Origin of the sequence: Arthrobacter sp. BE255, assembly GCF_031457335.1 — a bacterium.
In the GTDB taxonomy this organism is placed as follows: domain Bacteria; phylum Actinomycetota; class Actinomycetes; order Actinomycetales; family Micrococcaceae; genus Arthrobacter.
Genome location: NZ_JAVDWK010000016.1, coordinates 13,186 through 29,814 on the forward strand (window position 1 = coordinate 13,186; position 16,629 = coordinate 29,814).

Annotated in this window: 18 protein-coding genes; 10 read left to right on the top strand and 8 right to left on the bottom strand. The window is 67.2% G+C overall.

Going from position 1 to position 16,629, the window contains the following annotated elements; genetic code table 11:
- Window positions 1-32 precede the first annotated feature (32 nt).
- A complete protein-coding gene (locus J2X42_RS21135; RefSeq protein WP_310167909.1) occupies window positions 33-506 on the bottom strand; it encodes a DUF805 domain-containing protein in 474 nt (157 codons plus the stop codon).
- Between the two features lie 192 nt (window positions 507-698).
- On the opposite strand from J2X42_RS21135, the gene J2X42_RS21140 reads away from it, so the two are divergent.
- Window positions 699-1,172 (top strand): GNAT family N-acetyltransferase, encoded by a 474-nt coding sequence (locus tag J2X42_RS21140; protein WP_310167910.1) that lies wholly within the window; start codon window positions 699-701, stop codon window positions 1,170-1,172.
- Between the two features lie 11 nt (window positions 1,173-1,183).
- On the opposite strand, the gene J2X42_RS21145 is transcribed toward J2X42_RS21140, so the two are convergent.
- The 4 genes from J2X42_RS21145 to J2X42_RS21160 form a co-directional block, all read right to left on the bottom strand.
- On the bottom strand, window positions 1,184-1,681 hold the full coding sequence (locus J2X42_RS21145) for a Gmad2 immunoglobulin-like domain-containing protein (protein WP_310167911.1): 498 nt from the start codon (window positions 1,679-1,681) through the stop codon (window positions 1,184-1,186).
- Between the two features lie 132 nt (window positions 1,682-1,813).
- The gene (locus J2X42_RS21150; RefSeq protein WP_310167912.1) at window positions 1,814-3,259 is read right to left on the bottom strand and encodes a TIGR00366 family protein; all 1,446 of its coding nucleotides are present in this window, start codon (window positions 3,257-3,259) and stop codon (window positions 1,814-1,816) included.
- Between the two features lie 118 nt (window positions 3,260-3,377).
- Window positions 3,378-3,866, bottom strand: coding sequence for an HAD domain-containing protein (locus tag J2X42_RS21155; RefSeq protein ID WP_310167914.1), 489 nt, complete (start codon window positions 3,864-3,866; stop codon window positions 3,378-3,380).
- Between the two features lie 335 nt (window positions 3,867-4,201).
- Window positions 4,202-4,405, bottom strand: coding sequence for a hypothetical protein (locus J2X42_RS21160; protein ID WP_310167915.1), 204 nt, complete (start codon window positions 4,403-4,405; stop codon window positions 4,202-4,204).
- Between the two features lie 83 nt (window positions 4,406-4,488).
- On the opposite strand from J2X42_RS21160, the gene arfB reads away from it, so the two are divergent.
- The 6 genes from arfB to J2X42_RS21190 all read left to right on the top strand — a co-directional run bounded on the left by arfB (window position 4,489) and on the right by J2X42_RS21190 (window position 10,733).
- Entirely contained in the window at window positions 4,489-4,911 is a 423-nt protein-coding gene (gene arfB, locus J2X42_RS21165) for an alternative ribosome rescue aminoacyl-tRNA hydrolase ArfB (protein ID WP_310167916.1), read from the top strand.
- Between the two features lie 151 nt (window positions 4,912-5,062).
- A complete protein-coding gene (gene bioB / locus J2X42_RS21170; protein ID WP_310167917.1) occupies window positions 5,063-6,088 on the top strand; it encodes a biotin synthase BioB in 1,026 nt (341 codons plus the stop codon).
- A gap of 244 nt (window positions 6,089-6,332) precedes the next feature.
- Window positions 6,333-7,706, top strand: coding sequence for an adenosylmethionine--8-amino-7-oxononanoate transaminase (locus J2X42_RS21175; RefSeq protein ID WP_310167918.1), 1,374 nt, complete (start codon window positions 6,333-6,335; stop codon window positions 7,704-7,706).
- Between the two features lie 8 nt (window positions 7,707-7,714).
- On the top strand, window positions 7,715-8,881 hold the full coding sequence (locus tag J2X42_RS21180) for an 8-amino-7-oxononanoate synthase (protein ID WP_310167978.1): 1,167 nt from the start codon (window positions 7,715-7,717) through the stop codon (window positions 8,879-8,881).
- Entirely contained in the window at window positions 8,878-9,555 is a 678-nt protein-coding gene (gene bioD, locus J2X42_RS21185; RefSeq protein WP_310167919.1) for a dethiobiotin synthase, read from the top strand. The genes J2X42_RS21180 and bioD overlap by 4 nt, the downstream gene beginning before the upstream one ends.
- Complete coding sequence (locus J2X42_RS21190; RefSeq protein ID WP_310167920.1) at window positions 9,552-10,733, top strand: cytochrome P450; 1,182 nt, start codon at window positions 9,552-9,554, stop codon at window positions 10,731-10,733. The genes bioD and J2X42_RS21190 overlap by 4 nt, the downstream gene beginning before the upstream one ends.
- A 42-nt stretch (window positions 10,734-10,775) precedes the next feature.
- Here J2X42_RS21190 and J2X42_RS21195 read toward each other — a convergent pair whose 3' ends face one another.
- The gene (locus J2X42_RS21195; protein ID WP_310167921.1) at window positions 10,776-11,411 is read right to left on the bottom strand and encodes a dihydrofolate reductase family protein; all 636 of its coding nucleotides are present in this window, start codon (window positions 11,409-11,411) and stop codon (window positions 10,776-10,778) included.
- A 187-nt stretch (window positions 11,412-11,598) separates the two neighbouring features.
- Between J2X42_RS21195 and J2X42_RS21200 the strand changes: the two genes are divergently transcribed.
- On the top strand, window positions 11,599-12,000 hold the full coding sequence (locus tag J2X42_RS21200; protein WP_310167923.1) for a RidA family protein: 402 nt from the start codon (window positions 11,599-11,601) through the stop codon (window positions 11,998-12,000).
- 27 nt (window positions 12,001-12,027) lie between these two features.
- Here the strand turns inward: J2X42_RS21200 and J2X42_RS21205 are convergent, their stop codons facing one another.
- A complete protein-coding gene (locus J2X42_RS21205) occupies window positions 12,028-12,402 on the bottom strand; it encodes a VOC family protein (protein WP_310167924.1) in 375 nt (124 codons plus the stop codon).
- Between the two features lie 71 nt (window positions 12,403-12,473).
- Entirely contained in the window at window positions 12,474-13,229 is a 756-nt protein-coding gene (locus J2X42_RS21210) for a ZIP family zinc transporter (RefSeq protein WP_310167926.1), read from the bottom strand.
- A 207-nt stretch (window positions 13,230-13,436) separates the two neighbouring features.
- Here J2X42_RS21210 and J2X42_RS21215 point away from each other — a divergent pair, with 207 nt between their 5' ends.
- Window positions 13,437-14,135: a peptidoglycan-binding protein gene (locus J2X42_RS21215; RefSeq protein ID WP_310167927.1), complete on the top strand. Its 699-nt coding sequence runs from the start codon at window positions 13,437-13,439 to the stop codon at window positions 14,133-14,135.
- Between the two features lie 35 nt (window positions 14,136-14,170).
- The gene (locus J2X42_RS21220) at window positions 14,171-16,615 is read left to right on the top strand and encodes a hypothetical protein (protein WP_310167928.1); all 2,445 of its coding nucleotides are present in this window, start codon (window positions 14,171-14,173) and stop codon (window positions 16,613-16,615) included.
- Window positions 16,616-16,629: the final 14 nt, after the last annotated feature.

The following is a 16,629-nucleotide window of genomic DNA, read 5'->3' on the forward strand; positions in this document are numbered from 1 at the left end:
TCAGCCGCGCATACTACCGGCCGGGTTGCGGGCTAAACCCCCGCAGGCTGGTCGTACTTCTGGCCTTCCGGCTTGGACGGCAGGATCGTCAGGACCAGCACAGCCAGGGCGCCCAGGAACGGCACCAGCAGGAGGAGAGCCAAAAGGCCGCTGAAGCCGCCGTCGTGCAGGCGGCGAACAAGGAGCGCCAAGGACGGGACCAGGGTGGCCAGGCCCCAAAGCACGGCAATAATGCTTCCGGCGCCCAGGGCTGGCGCGCTGTCCAGGCTCGCGGGCGTCGTCACGCCGGTGATGATGTTCAGGACAATGCTCACGGCAAAGGAAACAAGGGCCCACCACCAGAATTCGCTCCGGCTGGCCCGTCCTGAGAACGTGGCGTACTTCTTGAAGAACCGCTTGACGGCTGCCGGCAACGGCGCACCGTAGTACGGTGCCCAAAGCGGCGGCTCGCCGCCCTGCAAGGTCTGCTGCGGCGTCTGTTGCTGCGGGTATTGCGGATAGCTCATGGTGTTTCCCCCGAAAATTTTGAGTGATGAGACGTGCCCATCGTATGGCCCCTCCGGGGTATTTAGCCTTTCAATGGACAAAATTTACTTCGATTGACGCCCGTTCACGAGGCGACCCGGTGGAACCATCGGCTTTCGCGGGCTGATTCATGGGGTTCCGGATGCTTCGGTGGACCGGCTAAATTTGAAGCGATGATTCACATTGCCCACGATGACCCCTCGCGCTCCGATGTCCACCTACTCCTCAGCGAGCACCTGGCAGACATGTTCGCCACCTCCCCGGCCGAAAGCGTGCACGCCCTGGACCACGCAGCACTTTCCGGAACGTTGATCACGTTTTGGACGGCACGCGAGGAGGGCGAACTCCTGGGATGCGGGGCGCTCAAACTCCTCGATTCGCCGCACGGCACGGCCAATCACGGTGAAATCAAGTCCATGCGCACCACGGCAAGTGCGCGCGGGCGCGGCGTCGCCACCCTCCTGCTCACACACATCCTGGACGAAGCCCGACGCCGGAACTACGGGCGCGTCTTCCTTGAGACAGGAACCGAGGAGTATTTCGCCCCTGCCCGGCGGCTCTACGCCCGCAACGGTTTCACTGAGTGCCCGCCATTTGCCGGCTACGCGCTCGATCCGAACAGCGTCTTTATGGAGCTCCGCCTCTGAGCGAAGGGGCATCAGGCGAGGAGCGGGACCCGGAAAACCTGGCCGGGAAAGATCAGGTTCGGGTTGCTGATCCTGTCCCGGTTGGCCTGGAAAATATCGTCGGCTGTGGTGTTCTGGCCCTGCTCCCGGGCGATTTTCGTCAGGTTGTCGCCGCTGACCACCTCGTGGAGCCTGAAGCCCTCCAGCGCCGTGAAGGCGGTGACCGGAACGACGTTCAGGTCTGTTCCCGGCGGGTGCATTCCGGAGGGATCGTCACCGAAGACCTGAAGCATCAGGTGGGCGGCCCGGGCCGTAAGGCCACCGAGGGAAACCTGTTGCCCGAAGTCGCGGATCACCCCCATGCTGCCCGCACCCTGGATGTTGCCGGCTGCGACGACGTTCCCGGCGGTGTCAAGCACACGCCACAGGACAGCCGCCTCGAATCCGGTCCCAAACCCTGCAATCGTGAACTCCCGTCCCACCACGTCGTTCGCTTTGGGCTGGCGTATTTCAATGAGTCGCGGCGCCACGGCATGCCTCCCGTTAGTCGGTCGTTCCGCCTTGAACCTACGGATCAGCCGTTACCGCGGCGTTATTGGCAGCTGAGGCGCCGGGATCCGTCGCAGGTCCCGCCCGCCGTCGGCCATGGCCGGCTGGCGTGCCTACTTCGCTGTGGGGATGACGGGCGGCACGAAGTCGAACGTCATTCCCAGCAGCCAGACCAGCAGCAGCACGACGGGCAGGTGGAACACGAACTGCAGGAAGGTGAAGCCGACGAGGTCCCGGGCCCGGAGCCGCAGCACCGCGAGCAGGGGCAGCATAAAGAACGGGTTGACCAGGTTGGGCAGCGCCTCGGCGATGTTGTAGATCTGCACGGTCCAGCCGAGGTTCATCTGCACGTCGGTGGCCGACTGCATCACGTAGGGTGCCTCCACCAGCCACTTGCCGCCGCCGGACGGGACGAGGAGTCCCAGCACGGCGGTGTAGAGCGCAATGACGACGGCGAACGCGCCGTTGCCGCCGATGTCCGAGAAGAACCCGGCAAGGTGCGCCGAGATGGTCATCCCGCCGTGGCCGGTGGCCTTGGTCAGGATCGCGGCCATCGCCGCGTACAGCGGGAACTGGACCAGGATCCCCGCGGTCGCCGGGACAGCCTTGGTGACGGCCTGCAGGAAGTTGCGGGGCGTTCCATGCAGCACCAGGCCCAGGATCAGGAACACCAGCAAATAGCCGTTGAGGCTGCTCACCACGGTGAGGAACGGCTTGGTCAGGAACTGGGAGACCAGCCAGCCGAGTGTCAGGATGCCTGCGAGGATCGGCAGGATCATGCTGTATTCGAGCCATTCGCCCGGGCGGGAGCGGGGTGCCGGTTCGCTGGGTTCGTCGTCGAGGTCGACGCCGAGATCCTCCGCTGTGCGGATCGCACCGCCCTGGGGCGCGGAAAAGTGTGCAATCACGGTGGTGAGGGCCATCAGGATAACGAGCGTGAGCAACGATTGCCACGTGAAAATGGTTGTGCCGAAGTCCAGGATGCCGGTGATCTTCAGCAGGGCCGGCGGCAGCGACGCCGCGGTGGCCTGCAGCTGCGCAGCGGAGGAGGACAGTCCCAGCGCCCAGACGGCCCCGAGGCCCATGAACGCGGCCGCACCGAGCGCCCGGTAGTCCACGGTGAGGTCCTTGCGGCGCGCAATGGCGCGGGCCAGCAGTCCGCCGAAGATGAGGCTGAGGCCCCAATTGAGGAAGGACACGGACATCGACATCATCGCCACGAAGCTGACCGCCATGCGGGCCGTGGACGGGACCAGGGCCAGCCGGTTGATGAGTTTGGCTACCGGCGGGGAAGTCGCCACGACGTAACCGGTAAGGACCACCATGGCCATCTGCAGCGTAAACGCCGTCAGGTCCCAAAATCCATTGCCGAAAGAGTCGGCGATCGACTGCGGTGAAGCACCGATGGCCAGGGCGGCGAGGGCGATGATGACGACGCCGGCCAGGGCGAAGATGTAGGCATCCGGGAACCACTTTTCGGTCCACGCTGCCATCCGCTGGGCTATTCGGGCGAGACCTCGTTCTTCGGTTCCGCTTCTGGTCAGGACTGTGTCTGCCAAGGGACTGCCTCTCCATTGAGTACTTTTCCGGTACCCGACGGACTCTAGTCCTGATCTTCACCGAACCCCGGTATGTCGGCGCCGGAAGCTTGTGCGCACCGGACCTACGGCCCCGGGGTCAGGCACCAACGAAAACCTCCACGGCGACGACGTGCACTTCGGACATTCCCTGCGCCGGACCGGGCCGTTCCAGCAGGACAGGCTGGGTATGGTTGGACGCCCACTCCCGCGCGTCGGGCCCCAGCACGTCGTCGATCCATACCACCGCGTCCCAGTCCGCTTCCCCCAAGAGTTCCATCCTCGTCAGCCACCGGCGCACCGAACGGAGTTTCGGCGTCGGCTCATCGCTGTCTTCGGCACGCAGCGTCAGCGTCACGCGCAATGGTGCCACGTCCAGTTCCAGCTGTGACTCCAGGCTGGCCGTCTGGTCTGCCGGCCACGTGGACACCCACGCAATCCGGCCGCACTGTGCCAGCCTTCGGATAAGGGAAACTTTTGCTTCCGGCAGCCACAACCCTGCCCGGTCCCCGGCGCCACCCGGTCGGACCACCGGGTTGAGCACGCCATCGATGTCGAGGAGGATAATCGGCCTCAGGGCCGGCACCATGGCCTATAACCGCGCGTCAGGCCATTGGCTGGGGTCGTAGCCATGAAGGCCAGGCACCCGGCGCGGCTCCGGCGCCTTGTCGGAAGGCTCCTTTTGATCCTTCCCGCCGCTGCTTGCCGCCTTGCCTCGATCGGCCGCTTCCTTCGCTTCGGCCCTCCGGCGCGCATGCTCACTGCGTTTACTGTCAGCCATTTGGTACTCCGACCGCTGAAGGTGGGGGTCCATCTGCCTGAACCACTAAAGCCAAACCTAGTCTCCGGAATTCCGCCTGACACGCCATATCTGCTCAAGATCCGGGCAATTTTGGCTACGCGTGCGTGGTCCCGGTCCGGGAGCTAGCCGGCAGGCGCCACAACGTCCTCCAGCACGGTCCTGTCGAAGAACCGGACCTCGCCCGTCGCCTCGAAGAACACCGGCACAACTGATGTGCTCGGGTCCTTGGACGTTTCGTAGATATCAGGCGCGCTCCCGTGCTTCCGGGCAATTGTTCCAACCAGCTCGGTACCGCGAACCCGTACGGTTCGATACTTGTAGCTCACGTTGACCCCTTCGTCGACTAGGTCAAACCCTACTCCTGAGACGGGCGCGGCAGGCCAATCCCATACTGTGCAACGCTTGATGCATGGATCTGGAGGTTTCGACGGCGCTCACCATACCCGCGTCGGAACTTGGCTGGCGGTTTTCAAGGTCGTCCGGACCGGGCGGGCAACACGTCAACACCTCGGACAGCCGCGTCGAGCTCTTCTGGGATGTCGGCAGTTCGGCGGCGCTTTCGGACAGCCAACGGCTGATGCTCCTCACACGCCTGGAACGGCGCCTCGTCGTGGGGGTTGTCACCGTGACTGCCTCAGAACAGCGCTCGCAGCTGCGCAATCGCGAGATCGCCCTGGCCAAGCTCGCCGACCTCGTGGCAGAGGGTCTTGCTCCCGAGGCCCCCCGCCGCCGGGCGACCAAACCCACCCGGGGCTCGAACCGCCGGCGCCTTGCCGCCAAGCAGCAGCGCGCCGTGACGAAACAGCAAAGAAAACGCCCTTCCGCCGAGTAAGCGAGCCCAGTCGAGTAAGCCGACGGCAGCCGCCGGTCCGTCCAATATCAGCTTCACCACGTTGTCGAAACCCCACAAAATCCCGCCTCGCACGGGGAACTAGCGTCGGTTCGGAAGAAAGATCCGCAGCTACGCACCCCAAGGACTATCGATGACGATGCAGCCAGACCTCCAGGCCGGACCCGGCACCATTCTCGAAACCGCCCGCTCCCAGGTCCTGGATCAGGGCATCGGCCTGTCCGAAAGCCAGCTCCTGGAAATCCTCCGGCTGCCGGACAGCGACCTGCCCGCAGCCCTGCAGCTCGCCCATGAGGTCAGGCTTAAGCACTGCGGCGAGGACGTGGAGGTGGAGGGCATCATTTCCATCAAGACCGGCGGCTGCCCCGAGGACTGCCACTTCTGCAGCCAGTCGGGCCTGTTCGACTCCCCCGTCCGCGGTGTCTGGCTCGACATCCCCGAACTGGTCAAGGCCGCCAAGGAAACCGCCGCCACCGGAGCAACCGAGTTCTGCATCGTCGCCGCCGTCCGCGGCCCCGACATCAAACTGATGAACCAGATCAAGTTCGCCATTGACCGCATCAACGAAGCAGTGGACATCAACATCGCGTGCTCCCTGGGCATGCTCACCCAGCGCCAGGTGGACCAGCTCGCGGAATGGGGTGTGCACCGCTACAACCACAACCTCGAAACAGCCCGCAGCTACTTCCCCGAAGTTGTCACCACGCACAGCTACGAAGAACGCCTCGACACCTGCAACATGGTCAAAGCCGCCGGCATGGAACTGTGCTGCGGCGCCCTGATCGGCATGGGCGAAACGCTGGAACAGCGCGCAGAACTCGCAGCCCAGCTCGCCGCCCTGGAACCGCACGAAGTGCCGCTCAACTTCCTCAACCCCCGCCCCGGCACGCCCCTCGAAAACCAGGGCATCATGGACGGCAAAGACGCCCTCCGCGCCATCGCGGCATTCCGCCTCGCCATGCCCCGCACCGTGCTCCGCTACGCCGGCGGCCGCGAACTGACCCTCGGCGACCTCGGCACCCGCGAAGGCCTCATGGGCGGCATCAACGCCGTCATCGTCGGCAACTACCTCACCACCCTGGGCCGGCCGGCCACCGCCGACCTGAACCTCCTGGTGGAACTGAACATGCCCATCAAGGAACTCCAGAAGACGCTGTGAACGGGGTTTCCAGGAACGCGGACCCCGCACTTCCCGCGGGCACAACCACCGCCGGCTTTTGCGGGCACTGTGGTGAACCGTCCGACGGCGGCGACAGCCCGGCGTCGGACGCTCACCGCCGGTGCGCCGAGCGCCTCGCGATGGAACCGCCGCGGTACTGCGGCACCTGCCGCCGGCGAATGAAAGTCCAGGTGACTCCGTTGGGCTGGTCGGCGGAATGCTCCCGCCACGGGGTGCGCGCACCATGAGTGGCGGGGTGCAGCCTGGCCTGATCGGGCGGGACCGGGCGCGGCTGTGGCACCCGTACGCGCCGGCGTCGCCGAGTCTTCCGCTGTGGGAGGTCGAGGCGGCCGACGGCGTGCGGCTGCGGCTTCGGGGCGAGGACGGTACCCGCCATGAAGTGGTGGACGCGATGTCTTCATGGTGGTCGGTGATCCACGGCTACCGCCACCCGGTGCTGGATGCCGCCGCCCATCGGCAACTGGAAAACTTCAGCCATGTGATGTTCGGCGGCCTCACGCACGCCCCGGCGGTGGAACTTTCCGAGCGGCTGGTGGACATGGCGCCGTCGGCGCCCGGGCGGCCGGGTTTGGAGCGGGTGTTCCTTGCGGATTCGGGTTCGGTGGCCGTTGAAGTGGCGCTGAAGCTGGCGGTGCAGTTCCAGACCGCGTCCGGGCACCCGCAGAGGCAGCGGTTCCTGAGCATCCGCGGCGGGTACCACGGCGACACGTTCGCGGCGATGGGCGTCTGCGATCCGGTGGACGGGATGCACTCCGCGTTTCCGGGCCTGCTGGCCGGCAATGTCTTTGCACCGCGTCCCCCGGCGGCATCGTCAGCCACGCCCGGGTCCGTGCAGGCGTGGGCAGCCGGCCTCGAGGACATCGCTGCTGCGCATTCCGGGGAGCTGGCCGCGATCATCGTCGAACCTGTTCTTCAGGGTGCCGGCGGCATGCACGCCTATCCGGCCGAATGCCTGACAGCGCTGCGGCAGGTGGCGGACCGGCACGGCCTGCTGCTCATCTTTGATGAGATCGCCACCGGGTTTGGGCGGACCGGCGAGTTGTTCGCGGCCGATCATGCCGGCGTCGTGCCCGACGTCATGTGCGTCGGCAAGGCCCTCACCGGGGGGTACCTCACCCTCGCCGCCATGCTCTGCACCGGGGAGATTGCGGCAACTGTTTCCGGCGGCGACGCCGGGGCGCTGCTGCACGGCCCCACCTTCATGGGTAACCCGCTGGCGTGTGCCGTCGCCAATGCGAGCCTTGGCATCATCGGCGACGGCGGCTGGCGGGCAGACGTGGCTCGGATCGAAGCCGGCCTGTTGTCGGGGCTCTCCCCCGCCCTGGGGCTTGAGGCCGTGGCGGACGTCCGCACCATCGGCGCGGTCGGAGTCATTGAGCTGCACCACGCCGTCGACGTTCCGGCGGTAACCGCCGCGGCGATCCGGCACGGTGTCTGGGTCCGGCCGTTCCGGAACCTCGTGTACACCATGCCCCCGTACATCAGCACGGCAGCCGACATAGAACAGATCACCGCCGGCATGACGGCGGCAATCGCCGAAGTCCACGGGCGCGTCCCGGCACCGGCCGGCGCTGGACGGTCCGGAGGAGCGGCATGAGCAACTCCATGACCCAGTGGCTCGAACGCCAGGCCGCCGTCCGCGACCGCCGCGGCCTGGTCCGCCGCCCGCTCGCGCGCACCGCGGACGAACGGTTCATCGACCTGGCCAGCAACGATTACCTTGGCCTTTCGGCGGATCCGCGGGTTGCCGCGGCAGCCGCGGCGGCGGCCTGGCGGTGGGGCGCGGGCGCCACGTCCTCGCGCCTGGTGGCCGGGACCACCCGGCTGCATCTGGAGCTCGAGCAGGAACTTGCCACGCTGGCCGGGATGGAAACGTCACTCGTGTTCTCTTCCGGCTACCTGGCCAACATCGGTGTGATTACGGCCCTCGGCGGCCCGGGGACCCTGATCGTCGCGGACGAACACTGTCACGCCTCGATGATCGACGGTTTCCGCCTCAGCCGGTCCCGCACGGAATCGTTCACCCACAACAGCGTGGAAAATGCCGGCCGGCTGCTGGCCGACCGGGCGGAGCCGCGCGCGTTGATCGCCGTCGAATCCCTCTACAGCGTCCTGGGCGACGAAGCTCCGCTCGCCGGGCTGCTGGCTGTGGCCGAGGAGCACGACGCCGTACTCCTGGTCGACGAGGCGCACAGCCTGGGAGTCACCGGCACCGGGACCTTCCAGGGCCGCGGGTCGGTGACCGGGACAGCCCTGGCCGGCCACCCGAACGTGGTGGTGACCGCGACGCTGTCCAAGGCGCTGGGCAGCCAGGGCGGCGCAGTCCTGGGCTCTGGCCTCCTGCGGGAACACCTGGTCAACAGGGCGCGGGGCTTCATCTTCGACACCGGACTGGCGCCGGCCTCCGCCGCGGCTGCCCTCGCCGCGGTGCGGATCATCCGGGATGAGCCCTGGCGGGCGGAAGCCGTCCGAACCAACGCTGCGGCGCTGGCCGCCGGGCTCGCCCCGGCACTGGGGACCCGCGGCACCGGCGGTCCCGCCGTTGAGCAAACGCCGGGGGCCGTGCAGTCCGTCGCCATGCCGTCCGCCGAATCAGCGCTGGCGGCCGCCGGTGCCGCACGCGCGGCCGGCGTCCGGGTCGGCTGCTTCCGCCCACCGTCGGTCCCGGACGGGATCTCACGTCTGCGGCTCACCGCCCGCGCCACCCTGACACCTGCGGAAATTGAGGAGAGCTGCGCAGTGCTGCGCGGCATTTTGGAGGAACCTGCATGAACCTGCCCGCCATCATCATCGTCACCGGAACGGACACCGGCGTCGGAAAAACCATCACGACGGCGGCACTCGCCACCGTCCTGCACGGAACCGGGCGCAGCGTCGCGGTCTACAAACCGTGCCAGTCAGGAGCCGCCGACGGTGACTCCGACACCGCCGAAATTATCCGGCTCGCCGGCACGGTGACCACGGAAACCGGCGTCGTCCTGCAGCAGCCCCTGGCACCCGCCGCCGCTGCCGCCGTCGACGGCACGCAACTCCCCGCGCTTGCAGCGCACGCCGGCCGGGTCCGCGAACTCGCGGCGTCGCACGACCACGTCCTGGTTGAGGGCGCAGGCGGCCTGCTGGTGGAACTGGATTCCGACGGCGGCAACCTGGCCGACCTCGGATCCATCCTGGCGGCGGCATTTGTCCTCGTTGCCCGGCCCGGGCTCGGGACGCTGAACCACACCGCCCTGACCCTCGAAGCATTGGCAGCGCGGGAACTTCACGTCCTGGGGCTGGTGCTCGGCAGCTGGCCCGTCAGCCCCGAACATGTGCACCACAGCAACCGTCAGGTGCTCGGGTCTCTGCGGGTGCCTTTCCTCGGCGCCCTCCCGGAGCACGCCTCGGAACTGTCCCCGGCGGCATTCCGGGCCGGCGCAGCTGCCTGGCTGAACGGCCTGCCCGCATGAACCCGGCGATGACGGCGGCCGCCCCTCTGGCGGAAAGCTCGGGACCGGCCCGGTGCCCGTACCTCGTGGTACGCGACCCGGACGCGGTCCGTGACGTGCTGCACCGGCCAGCCGACTTCAGCCCGGCGAACGCCCTGGTCGCAGTGACGCCCCTCGCCGGGGCCGCCCTGCGTGTGCTGCAGCGGGTGCGTTTTGCGCTGCCTCCCGTGTTGGCCAGCAACGACACCGGCTCACACGCGGGGATCCGCAAAGTCGTGGCGGGTTTCTTCACCCCGGCCACAGTGGCAGCCATGGAGCCTCGGATCCGGGAACTGGCACGGGCAGCGGCACGGAACGCCGCGGACCTGCTGGATGCTTCCGGCCAGGTGGACCTCGTGCAGGCGGTCGCGGCGTTTCCGCCGGCGGTCGTGATGCTCGAGCTCCTGGGGCGGCCCGTCCGGGACCTGGCTGACCTTAAGCGCTGGGGCCTTGACTCCATGGAACTGTTCTGGGGCTGGCCCGACGAGGAGCGCCAGCTCGAACTGGCCCACAGCGCCGCTGATTTCTACGTCTGGCTGCGGAAGCTCGTAGCGGAGTCAGTGGCGGCTCCGGGGCGCAACCTGTTCAAATCCCTGGCCGGACACGGCCTGTCCACGCCGGAACTGTGCTCGCTGGGCTACTTCCTGCTGATCGCCGGCCAGGAAACCACCACCCAGCTGATCAGCACCACCCTGTTCCGCCTCCTGGAGGGTTCAGCTCCCGCCGGCTGGAAAGACGCGGCCACCGATGCCGGTTCCAGGGCCATGATCCGGCACGTTCTGGCCACCGAATCATCGGTCCCCACCTGGCGACGGGTAGCCGCCCACGAGACGAAGCTCGGTGACGGGCTGATCCCGGCCGGCACCGAAATCCTCCTGGAACTGAGCGGCAACCGCATCACCGCACCGGCTCCGGCTGCGGGCCCGTCCGCTGCCGCGCAAGCTGCCCGGCCCGGCCAAACCACGGGACCGGGCCTGGTGTTCGGGTCCGGCATCCACCGCTGCCTCGGAGCCAAGCTCGCAGAGCTGGAGGCCGCCATCGTTGTCCAGGAAGCCGCCCTTGCACTGCCGGAAGTGCGGCTGCAGGACTACCAGCCGGACTGGATCAGGCTCCTGTCCTTCCAGGCACCCCGGACCGTCACTATCGAAACCCGTGATTGAGCCAAGCGGACTGATGCCGGAGATTGGCGGCCACGGACTGACTCAGGCAGGGCCGCTGCCCGGCGGACCGCTGAGCAGGGTGGGCACGTACTCGAGCAGCTGGAGCCGGCCGTCGAAGGTCCTGCTGTCCACCATCTCGAGCGCGACGTCCGGATAGCCGTCGTAGATCCGCTCCTTACCGGTTCGGCCCGTGATCACCGGGAAGACCACCAGCCGGAACCTGTCCACGAGGCCGGCGGTCAGCAGCGACCGGCAGAGGCTGAGGCTGCCGAGCGTGCTCAGGGTTCCCGTGCCGGTCCGTTTCATCTCCGTCACAGCCTTCACCGCGTCACCCGTGACCAGCGTCGAGTTCGGCCATGTCAGGGGCGCCTGCAGGGTGGAGGAGAAGACCACCTTGGGCACGGCGGCCAGGCCGGTCAGGCTGGCCCCCTCATTCTCGGTGAAGCCTGAGCCCTCGGCCGCGGCTTCCTCCGACATGCCGGACATCAGCCGATAGGTGTTCGCACCGAGAAGGAAGGTGTAGTCCTTCTCCCCCTCCTGCCCGAGCCAGGCCAGGTATTCCGGGCCCTCAAGACCCCACCAGCCAGGCCATCCCTCGGCTGAGGCATACCCGTCCAGTGAAATAATCAGGTCAACCATCAGGGTTGCTGATGACGCCGCTGCAGCTGTCTCGCCCATGACTGTCTCCTCGATGTGACTTATGTCAGTGTTCGCTGGGCCCCAGGGCCCGGGACCGAACAGCAAGGACCACCGTGCGGGCAATGGTAGCCCTGGGGTGTTCAGACGTTCAAGGGCGCCGCGGTTCAAGCGGGGAAAGTGCGGGCCGGGCCTCCCCTCCGTCGGCGGTCAGTGAGACCATACAGGGATGGCACCCATACAGCGCATCCGCCCGCAGGGGCTTGTCTCGAGTCCGGCCTTCAGCCACGTCGCGATCGTTCCGCCCGGCGCGACCACTATCTATGTCGGTGGCCAGAACGCCGTCGACGGCGACGGCGCACTCGTAGGAGGGGGCGACGTGGCGGTGCAGTCTGCGCGCGCCCTCGAGAACGCGAAGACTGCGCTCGCCGCGGCCGGCGCCACCCTCGCCGACGTCGTCCACTGGACAGTGCTCTTCGTCGACGGCGCCGACCTCGCCGCAGGGTACGGGGCGATCGCGGCCGAACTCGCATCCGATGAACCGGCCCTGGTCACCGCTGCCCGTGTGGCCGGGCTGGGCGTGCCCGGCGCGCTGGTCGAGATCAGTGCTGTCGCAGCCGTGCTTCGGTGAGAGACTGCGAGTCGACCACCGTCTGGGCTATGGCGCGCTCGGCGGGATTTCCTGGATGACCCAGCGGTTGCCGTCCGGATCGCTGAGGTAGGCGAAGGCGAACCCGCCCATGTCCTGGGCTTCGCTGATGGGCGCTCCCCGGCCAAGGAGTTCGGTGCGTGCCTCCGGCATGTCCGGGACCACCAACTGGAGTCCTTCGAGGCTTCCCGGAACCATGGACGTCATGCCCGTCCCGATCACAATGGAGCAGGATGAGCCCGGCGGTGTGAGCTGGACGACGCGCATGCCGGGGATGTGTTCGACGTCGTGATCGAGCACGAAGCCGAGTTTGTCGGTGTAGAAGGCTTTGGCCCGGTCCACGTCGGAGACGGGCACCTGGACAACCTCGAGGCGGAGTTCCATCCAGTCACCCTACGGCACATCCAGGAGGTTTTGGGGCCGGAATGCACCGGCTGCCGAACCAACCGGTCCCCCTAGCCCCCGACCCTGTGGATGGTGAAGGCAGTCAGGAAACCGACTGCCGCCGTGAAGCCGGTGAGGTTATGGTGCTCCTCAAATGCCTCCGGAATCATCGTGTCCGCCAGCATGGCCAGAATGCCTCCGGCCGCGATGGCCGTGATGAAGGCGATCATTTCGGCCGGAGCATTTTCCAGGGCCGTGTAACCAACAAGCGACGCCAGCCCGCAGAAGACTGCGATTCCTCCCCAGATGCCAAACACGTACTTCCCGCTGCGGCCCGCCTTCTTCATCCCGGCGGTGCTGGACAGGCCTTCGGGGACATTGGAGATGAAAACGGCCGCCAGCATCGCGGGGCTGACGTTTCCTGAAATGACCAGGCCCAGTCCCAGGACCACGGACTCCGGGATGCCGTCGATCAGTGCCCCGACGGCGATCGCGGTCCCACTGCCCGGGGATTCCTGTTCACTTGGCTGCTGCTCCCCCGAACGTTTCCTGTGCTTCGCTCCGGCACGAGCCAGGAGGATGTTTGAGCCCACGAAGATCAACGCGCCGCAGAGAAACCCGGCCACAGTCGGCAGCAGCCCGCCACCCTCGACCGCCTCGTCAACAAGCTCAAAAGCCAAGGCAGAAATCAGGACACCCGCACCGAATGCCATGATGGTCGAAACCATCCGTGGCGGCACCTTCCACAGCCAGGCGAGGCCCGAGCCCAGTACCAGCGCCCCACCGGCAATGGTCCCCCACATCAGTGCCTGCATCCACATCGGCATGTGATCCCGCCCTTTCGGCCTGCTTGAATCTTTCGTGGCAACCCCGGCAGTGCCGATCAGAGCATGCCTCACCCGTCCCTGGAAGAGGAAACGCTTGAGGATACCAAAATATGATCATCATGCTTACTATTGACTGGCATTAGGCACATCGGTGTAGAAACTGCTCACTGGGGGCAGCGGTGACCCGTGCCGGATCTGGAGTTTCGCATGAGCATTGAACAGGGATTGACCCCGCTGACCGACGACGAACTCATGGCACAGGGCGGCACGGCGCTTCCGGACAAGGAGGTGGCCTCGGTCCTGGACCTGAACGCCGATCTGGACCTGGGCATTAACGCTGCGGCCCCCATCGACCTCGCGGTCGCCGCCAACGCCAACGTCGCTGCCCCCATCGACGCGGCAGCTTCCGCGAACATCCTTTCCTTCGGGTCTGAGGCCCAGGCCCTTGCCGACCAGGGGGTCGTCATCGACCAGGGCATCACCGCAGACGCCACCGCAGACTCCACGCAGGACAGCATTATTGACCAGGGAACAGACGCCGCGGCCGGTGACACGGCCGCTGACAGTGGCACCGGTGCTGAAGGAAGCACCGACGGCGGGCTCCTCCCCGGGGATGCCGCTTCCGACGTCGGCGCCCTGCCTGTGGATCCTTCCGCCGCATTGGACGGGGACCTCCTGAACGTTAACGTGGACCTTGCAGCTGACTCCGACATCGCGGCTCCAATCAACGGCGCCGTGGCAGCCAACGCCAACGTGGCGGCACCGATTGATGCCGCCGTCGCTGCGAACATCGGTTCCATTGACAGCGATGCTTTCGCGGTGGCCCAGCAGGACGCCATCATCAGCCAGAACATCGACGGCGAAGCCACCGCCTCGGCCGACCAGCAGTCCGATCTGCGCCAGTAGGATCCGGACGCCAGCTTCCACGTGAGCACTTCCTTATGAGCCCAGAACACGGCGGGCCGTCCCGGATGGACGGGCCGCCGCTTCCCACTGCGTCCACTACGACCACCACCGCCGGCCCACCCGGCACCTGGCTGCCCGACATCCCCGTCCGGGCCGAGGGAGTTGAGCTGATCGGCGAAACCCAGGGGTCGGGCTACCGTGAGCCGCCCTCCCTGGTCCGCAGGTCAGATGGCCAGGCAATCCAGCTGACACGGCTGCTGTACCTGGTGCTGGAGGCGGTGGACGGCCAGCGCACCATCGAACAAATCGCAGCCTGCGCCAGTGCCGGCTTCGGAAAGCTGGTCAGCGAAGACAACGTCAGGACACTGGCCACCTCCCAACTGCTTCCGCTGGGATTGCTCCAGCTTGCCGACGGTTCCCAGCCGGAGGTGAGAAAGGCCGACCCGCTGCTCGGCATGCGCTTGCGCTATACGGTCACGGACCCGGAGCGCACGCGTCGGCTCACGGCTCCGTTCGCGGTGCTTTTCAACCCAATCATCGTGGCGGCGGTGTGCGCAGCATTCATCGCCGTGTGCTGGTGGGTCCTTATGGTCAAGGGACTCGCATCCGCCACGCATGACGCTTTTGCCAACCCGGCACTGGTGCTGCTGGTCCTGGCCGTAACGGTTCTGTCCGCGGGCTTCCACGAGTTCGGCCACGCCGCCGCCGCACGCCGCGGCGGCGCGACGCCGGGGGCCATGGGCGCCGGCCTCTACCTGATCTGGCCTGCCTTCTTCACCGACGTCACCGATTCCTACCGGCTGGGCCGCGGCGGGCGGATACGCACTGACCTGGGAGGGCTGTACTTCAACGCCATCATGGCGGTGGCTATCATGGGTCTTTGGTGGGCTACCGGCTTTGACGCCCTGTTGTTGGTGGTGGTCACCCAAATCCTCCAGATGGTCCGGCAGCTGCTTCCTCTGGTGCGGTTCGACGGGTACCACATCCTGGCCGATGCGACCGGGGTCCCGGACCTCTTCCAGCGCATCCGGCCCACCCTTCTGGGGCTGTTGCCGTGGCGCCGGAAGGACCCCGAAGCCCAAGTCCTCAAACCATGGGCACGGGCCGTGGTGACGGCCTGGGTGCTGGTCACCGTGCCGTTGCTGGTACTTAGCCTGGTCATGATGGTGCTCTCCTTGCCGCGGCTGCTGGGCACCGCATGGGCCAGCGCGCTGAAGCATCAGTCGCAGCTGTCCGACAGCCTGGCTGCCGGGGACATCGCGGGCGCCGCCGTGCGCGCGCTGGCGATCACCGCCGTCGCCCTTCCCGTCGCAGGTATTTTCTACGTGCTGCTCCGCCTGGCCCGGCAGCTGACCACCGCACTCTGGCAGAAAACCCGAGGCAGGACACTGCAGCGGGCCACGGCCATGGCCGTCCTCGCAGCGCTGGCTGGCGGGCTGGCCTGGGCCTGGTGGCCGGGAGCGGACGCGTACCGGCCGGTGCAGCCGTACGAGCGCGGCACGCTGGCCGACGTCACCACGGCTGTGTTTCCGACCCAGCAGTATTCGGCCCTGCGGGAAGGCCAGGCGGGCAACACGGTGGCCCTGTGGCCCGCGGGTGCAGCAAGGCCGACACGCGAAAACCCCCAGCTCAGCATGGTCCTGGTGCCCCACTCCGGGTTTACCGGAACCGGTGCACCGGGCGGCAGCGTGCCCGGCGGTGCGCCGGCGCCGTCGTGGGTGTTTCCGTTCGACCAGCCGGCCGCCCCCGAAGGGGACGGCAACCAGGCACTCGTGGTGAACACGGAGGACGGGTCTGTGGACTACGACGTCGCATTCGCCCTGGTCTGGGCCGAAGACGGCAAACCCGTGGACACCACCAACGAGGCCTACGCGTTCGCCAGCTGCACCGACTGCGCGGCAGTCGCCGTCGGCTTCCAGGTGGTACTCATCGTTGGCCAGGCTGATGTCATCGTTCCGGAAAACTTATCTGCCGCCGCCAACTACAACTGCGCCCGCTGCCTGACCTATGCGCTGGCCAGCCAGCTGGTCCTCACGTTGGACGGACCGCTGAGCGACGGCAGCACGTCCCGGCTCAACGCGCTGTGGGCGGAGATCGCAGAATTCGGCCGGAACCTGCAGAACGTCCCGCTGTCCGAAATCCAGGAACGGCTCACTGCGTTCAAGGAACAAATCATCGGGATTGTCCAAGCCGATCCCAGCGTCACCGGCTCGCCGGTGCTGCCGGCCACGACCTCCACTGTGGCACCCGGCTCAACGCCCGGAACAAGCCAGGCTCCCCCGCCCGGGACACCACCCGCCACGGCATCCGTGCCGTCCGGAACCACGACGGCGGCGCCCACCACCGCAGCGCCCGTCACCGGCGGCCCGGCTCCGGAAAGCAGCGGCACGGAGGAACCGCCCACTGCGGAGCGAACAGCTGCGCCGCCCGACACCGCCGCGGTCACACCGACGGCCGTTCCGGCCACACGCGGAGGCTGATGGCGCCAGCACCA